This is a genomic window from Antarcticimicrobium sediminis, assembly GCF_004348975.1.
GTDB lineage: Bacteria > Pseudomonadota > Alphaproteobacteria > Rhodobacterales > Rhodobacteraceae > Antarcticimicrobium > Antarcticimicrobium sediminis.
Genome location: NZ_SMFP01000044.1, coordinates 1 through 4,783, shown reverse-complemented (window position 1 = coordinate 4,783; position 4,783 = coordinate 1). Strand labels below are relative to the sequence as shown.

Annotated in this window: 3 protein-coding genes; all 3 read right to left on the bottom strand. The window is 48.9% G+C overall.

Features of this window, described 5'->3' with window-relative positions:
* Window positions 1–252 precede the first annotated feature (252 nt).
* The 3 genes from E1B25_RS21810 to E1B25_RS21800 all read right to left on the bottom strand — a co-directional run bounded on the left by E1B25_RS21810 (window position 253) and on the right by E1B25_RS21800 (window position 4,501).
* The gene (locus E1B25_RS21810) at window positions 253–654 is read right to left on the bottom strand and encodes a hypothetical protein (protein WP_132831668.1); all 402 of its coding nucleotides are present in this window, start codon (window positions 652–654) and stop codon (window positions 253–255) included.
* A gap of 95 nt (window positions 655–749) precedes the next feature.
* Complete coding sequence (locus E1B25_RS21805; RefSeq protein WP_132831667.1) at window positions 750–4,316, bottom strand: PIN domain-containing protein; 3,567 nt, start codon at window positions 4,314–4,316, stop codon at window positions 750–752.
* On the bottom strand, window positions 4,313–4,501 hold the full coding sequence (locus E1B25_RS21800) for a hypothetical protein (RefSeq protein WP_132831666.1): 189 nt from the start codon (window positions 4,499–4,501) through the stop codon (window positions 4,313–4,315). Before E1B25_RS21800 ends, E1B25_RS21805 begins: the two co-directional genes overlap by 4 nt.
* Window positions 4,502–4,783: the final 282 nt, after the last annotated feature.

The window sequence follows — 4,783 nt, the reverse complement described above, 5'->3', positions numbered from 1 at the left end:
TGGCCCGACGCGGCTGCGCTGTGTGATGGCTACACCGCATCGGGCCAGCTACCCCTGCGCAAAATAAAGGGGTCATTTTTGGGCGCCGATAGGGGGTCAGGATTGCATGCCGATTGACAGTAAGACGCCCTTGCAGGCGATGAAAGACTGGCACAAACTCAAACCAGAGCTGTTCAAAAAACAGCCGTATTACCTCCCGGGATGGGTCACCTAGCCGCAATCTCTTGCGCCGTCTTGTCTCCTCGCAACGCCTCAAGCGCTACGTATCGTCGGGAAATTGATCCACTGGATCAATTCCTGATCCTCCTCACCTTTGAACTTGACCGAAAGCTGCGTCTCTTGGTTATTCGTGTCCCCCATCATCAGCGTTGGATACATCTTATCTGCCGGTCCAGTTTTCCCGGACCACTTCATCTTGTTTCGATAGGGGTGACGAAAGAAACCTGAAATCAAGATTGTACAGGAGAGATCAACCTGGCCGAAATCGAACCGATAACGATTGCCGAACGAATAAATTTCGTTGCTCATTTCGTTGCGCGCGCGATTTCTCGCACCGGCCTTACCAAGTAATTCATTGAAAGAATGGTGCTGCAAGAGAGAGAAAGTTTGAACTTTCTGATCCAAGCGTTGGAAGGTTGGGAGGCGTGTCTCCAAGCGAAGAATGGTAAGTAGCCACTCGTGTAATTCGGGTTGCTTATCAACGTAAAGCGGGTGACCTGCCCTGAAATGTGTGGGTTGCCTCCCCGAAGCTAAACCTCAGAAGGTGTCGCATGCACGATGAAGTGACCAATCCTCCAGTTTTTCATATATTCTCTGATATCAGGCAGCTTCGCCAAGGTTTGGATCGTGTCCATAACCAACGCGCTATTGCTACCTTGATGTCTAACGAGATTTCTTAGGATAATGCTTGTCGCGCGATGCTTGACAGGCAACGTGGAGCCTGTTGTCCAAAGCCCATTTATCGCTTCTAAAGCAACCTTTATGTGTGAAGCCATCTCTGCGCCTGGCTGACCAATGACACTACTTAACAGTTGGAAATCTTGCTCTGTGAGCTCGCCGGAGTTCATCATCTCCGCACCTATAAGTAAGCGAACGCTACTTATGCTTAGAGCTTGCTCACCTGCGCCAAGCAAATGAATCGTAGCAGAAACTACCTTTTGGGGAGAGATAAGAAGTTCCTCTTCAAGGTGAAACAGAAGCGCTTGTATCCACACGCCTTTCACACTGAATAGGCCTTGTCCCCATTGCCTTAAATGAAGGTCGTCGGACACCAGAATTCGACTGCTACCATCACAGGCAAAAAGATCATCCAAGAACGCCCCGCCTGGTGAATTTCTCACTCGAATGATCTCATCGGCTGGGTCTTCTTTAGCAACCGCGGGTATTAGTTTACATGAGGCATGTAGCCAATCTAAGTCTGCCTGATGAAGACTGACCTTTTCTCCGATTTCTTCTTCAGACATTTCCGACATCACAATACGGCCATCCTGGTATGACATACTCCCTGCTCTGCGCCTTCCATCATCATCAAGACCACCCATCGTAATCGCCTCATGGAGACGACGTGCGAAAATGTCTATTGTGTTCTGCGTGACTCCGATTTTTCCGAATTCTTGTTCCACTACGTCTGTAAGATCAAGGCGGCGGAGCAAATGGATTGAGAGTGCATCGAGCAACATGCCCTTCTTCCGTGCTACCTTCAGCCATGCAGATGCATTAGCCTGATCTTCTGACTTACATGAAGACACTTTTACCGTAGCGCCGCCTTCGCGGTGGATGCCAAGGTAAGTGTCAATCGGATCGAGCCCCAAAGTAACCCCGAGCAGCGCCAAAGGGTGGGAACCACCTTCATATTCCGAAATTTTTTGTCGGCCGTATTGTGCGCGCTGCCTAAGAAGGTCCATGATCTCCTCAAGTCCATCATCTTTTGTGGGGTCACACTTAACTGAAGAGAAGCCATCTGCATCTGGGAACTGTTCTTCAAAGCGTTGCATTACAAAGTGAAATGCATCCAGCGCTTTGTGCTTGATGCACAAGATAGAACCATTTCCATCCTGTCCCGCCAAAGGCCAATCGAAAGAATCTCCCTCTTGCAGGTGCAGAAGCGCTTGGGCGATGGGGTGGTCCATTTTGATATTTTCCTGCCGCAGAGGAAAAAGCTCAATATCAGTTTCCAGGACATACTTACGCCTTTCACCTGACGGCTGAACTACCTCAACAGCCGCATTCTCCGCCACATTCGTCAACCAGAGGTCTTTTGCTTCGGTGGGTGATGAGCCGAGTGCCAAAACACTGGAACTCAAAGCCATCCAGGAATGATGGTCATTTGGGTGTTCGCAATATAGCCGATACGCATAATTTCTGGCGCGTTCAATTTCTCCGCAGAAAACAAGCAAGTTGACATATTCACGCTTTTCGGAGATCGCGCCGACCAAGTCGATGTCGTTTAGATCTCTTACGACTCGACGAATCCTGCCCGGATCATTCATCCGAAGCAAGGATTGGACGTACCATTGAAGAGAGCTCAGAGAAGTTGGGTTCACCGCAAATAGTTTTCTCGTCAGCGGAACGGCTTTATAAATCTCACCTGTTAGATTTGCTGTATTTGCACCAAATTTCCAGCCGAAGGTCGAATTTTGAACGTCATTGGATAGGCTCTCACTAATTTCCCTCGCCAGCGTAGCCATCCCGCCACGCATGCAAGAGTCGCATAGAAGCTGCAACGCTGGGCTTTCACGCGAAAAACTCACCCTGTCACGAAGCAATTCGCTGCTTTGGCGATAAAATCCACGGTAGAACAGTTCATTGGCAGCTTGGAAAACATCAAAAAACTCCCAATCCTCGACACCTTCGAGACTGTCGAGGAATTCTTGGTCTTTAGTTGTTTTTTCTTCTCCGACAATGGGTAGGCTTTCAACTTCTTCGGCTGCTGATCGCAACTCGAATGCCCTGGAATATGCCGATCTAAGAAGCACCAGCTCTGGAGCTCCACTGAATTCAGAATTTAGCTCGTCGATGGCTTCATCTGCAGAATTTCGTTCCGTCAGGCTTATCCCAATCCTGGCTTTCGCAGCCAGTGCTTGACACCTAAGCCCATCGGGCATTGTCAGGCTAAGTGCAGAATTGATGCGTTCGAGAGCTGCGGCAGGCTCTCCGATTTGAGCTTCGATCTCCGACGCCATCACCTGAAATTCAGGCTGGTCTTGCATTGGTGCGATGAGCTGAAAAGCTTCGGCGTCCTTGTCTTGTTGTAAAAACAGCGCTGCGCGAATTTGAGCAAGATCCTTTTTGAGATCTGGAAAGCTTGTTATTACACGGTCTAATAAAACACTTGCTTCGGCGTCTCGACCATTCAAGCGAAGTGCAACTGCGGCATTGTTCGCCATCGATGGAAGTAACAACATGTTTGGCGGATTTTGCTTCAATGAACACTCAAGTTCATGCAACAGTATCGACGCGCAATCTGTTACATCTTTCTCGAAGCCCTCGGCCATCTTAGAACCCAGGAGAAAAGCTCTGTTTTGTTGTGCGTCCTTGAGGACTGCGTGTGCCCAAGTAGTTTTTAGCCGGCTATTCTCAGGATCCGCATTAATCGCATCCTTGAGCATAGAGTCAAATTGGTCGGGATGAACGACTTCGGCGTAATCTAAGCGCGATATGATGATATCTTCGTTCGATGTGTCGACATACTCGTAGCCTTCAACTTCGAACTTTACTTTGAGGCGCTTTGCAGCATTGAAGGCGATGGCCGCGCACAGATTTACATGATCTCCTTCGGCCGAAAGCAGGCTCACAGCTTGCTCAAAAGCTTCTTCATCCCTTCCGTCAATTAGATCCGCAAGTGCAAGCCCAGCTTTCGCCTTCGGGTGTTCAGGACTGAAGGCGTGTGCACCCCTTAGTGCAGCGCTTGCTTTTTCATATTCTCCGATATTTTGAAGAACAATGCCGACGTTGAAGCTCAGACGAAACGCAGCAAACCCATCACTAAACCTCTCATCAGTCTTTAACCCTTCAAGTAGCTTCAAGGCAGTGGTGCTGTCGCCCCCATTTGCAACTTCACGAAATTTGGAAATGAGTTTGAACTCTTCCGAACCATCATCCGAAACGGCATCGGCGTGAATCGCTGCCTTCCATTCCGTACCTTCAGGTAATGCGGCTTCCGAACTCAGCGCCTTTTGAAGGCCGCCTCTGTCGCCAACGTAAATGTTGATACTTTGATCAACGCTGTTGTTATCTCCGACCACCTTCGCGGACTGAGAACTCTGCTGGTTATTGGATGGCCACCATGATTTGATGGTAGAAAAAACGAAGTTCATTGGTCTTCGGTCTTACCACCTGTCGAAATGTTGGAGTATTGAGAAACCGAGTTGTTCTGACCGGAGGCCTTTGCGTTTTGATTGTTTGTAGAGGATGCTTTCTTCCGAAGCTTCAAAAACAAGGTAACAACTGCGACAATCGCAACTACGATCCCCGCGATCAAATATCCATTCTGAAGCGTCATATTCTTACCTTTTCAAATTATTTTAGTGGCGGCATGTATGAACGACTGTCGCCACCCCCGCCTCCCATGGGTACTCTGTGAGAGGGAAGGCTTGATACGACCGAGTTTCGAGTAAGTACCGGCAGAATTCAACACAATAGTGACCTGAAAAATAGTAAGAGTGAGCTACCCCCCGAAATTCGGACAGTGACGTAAGCTACGATTTGCAGTCTGCTGATCTTCGACGAGAAGGAGATCAGAGATGTCGAAACGCAAGCAGCACGCGCCCGAGTTCAAGGCGAA